Source organism: Bradyrhizobium sp. NAS96.2, assembly GCF_001908235.1.
Classification (GTDB): domain Bacteria; phylum Pseudomonadota; class Alphaproteobacteria; order Rhizobiales; family Xanthobacteraceae; genus Bradyrhizobium.
This window is the reverse complement of the sequence record NZ_LGHK01000375.1, coordinates 1-1,297: the sequence shown is the minus strand read 5'-3', so window position 1 is coordinate 1,297 and position 1,297 is coordinate 1. Positions and strand designations below refer to the sequence as shown.

Annotated in this window: 1 protein-coding gene and 1 pseudogene; both read left to right on the top strand. The window is 68.5% G+C overall.

The window, feature by feature from the left end; all coding sequences use genetic code 11:
• The coding region (locus AC628_RS41405) for a DUF2147 domain-containing protein (protein WP_143202104.1) at window positions 1–428 on the top strand (428 nt) is incomplete at its 5' end.
• A gap of 193 nt (window positions 429–621) precedes the next feature.
• Window positions 622–1,297, top strand: a pseudogene (locus AC628_RS41400) (hypothetical protein); the annotation flags it as partial.

Genomic DNA, 1,297 nt, shown 5'->3' with positions numbered 1-1,297 from the left:
CCCTGCGCCACCGGCAAATGTTGCGACGGTGGCCCCCCTCGCCGGTCGACGCCGCACCCGCTGCGCCTGCACCGGCTGCGGTCGCCACACAGCCCCTGTCGCGGCCGCAGGCCGCGACAGTTGCCGCAGCACCGGCAGCAGCGCCGACCGGACCGATCGGTGTCTGGGCCACCGAGGAGAACAAGGGCAACGTCCGCGTCGAAGCCTGCGGCGCCAATCTCTGCGGCTATTCCGAGAAGACCAACGAACGCATCCTGATCAACATGAAGCCCGACGGCAGCAAGTGGAGCGGCCGCATCCACGACCCCGACTCCGGCCGCAACTACGACTCGACGATCGCGATGAAGGGCCCGAATGCGATGCGCGTGCAGGGCTGCGCCTTCGGCGGCATGTTCTGCGGCGGCCAGACCTGGAAGCGGGTCAGCTAGCACGTCGCATTTCCGGATCGCCCTGATGTCCGCAGCCGTGCAAACGGCGAGCGGACATCGGTTTTTTTTGCCCGTCGCCACCTCAGATGACGGTTCGTACTGGCCCGGCGGTCGCTTCATGTCGATCGCCGGACGAGCTATAAGCGCCGCAGTGTCGAGGTTGATTTGAACCTGCGGGCGGCTTGCGATGGCGATGACGGCTCTTGAACTCGGGCTCCGGGGCGCGGTGGTCGCGCTGTTCCTGGTGGTTTGCGCGGTGCTGCTGCTGCGCTACGCGGCGGTGCATCGCGCCGCGCATCTCGGTGCCGCGATGGGCGCAGCCGGCGCGGCCTACGCGATTTCCACCGCGCCGTTCTTTCCCGCATCGTCATTCGGCTGGAGCTCTCCGTTCATCGCCTTCGCGATGGGCTCGCCGGTGATCTTCTGGCTATGGGCGCGCGCGATGTTCGACGAGCGGTTTGCGCTGCGGCCCTGGCACGCCGCGGTGTGGACGCTGCTCGCCGGTCTTGGCGTTATCAGCCATAATTGCTGGACGATCTGGCCCGATCTCGCCGGGCCGTGCGGCCGCGCCCTGGCGCTGGCGACGATCGCCTTCGCCGCGCTCGGGATCGCGCAAATTCCGAAGGGATGGCGCGCCGTCGCGGCGACGGCGCGCGGCCGAATCCTGATCACACTGATGATCGGTATCGGCCTGCAGATGATGTTCGCCGCGTCGGCCGGCCTCGCCGCAATTCCGACCCGGTCCATCAGCCTCAGCGCCGCGCTGGCCCTTGGCGCATTCGCGCTGATCTCGATCTGGATGATGCTGTTCGATCCGCCCGAGAGCCAGCCGGCTGTCGCCGGCCGCGGCAACGGCCAGGCCGCGCGGG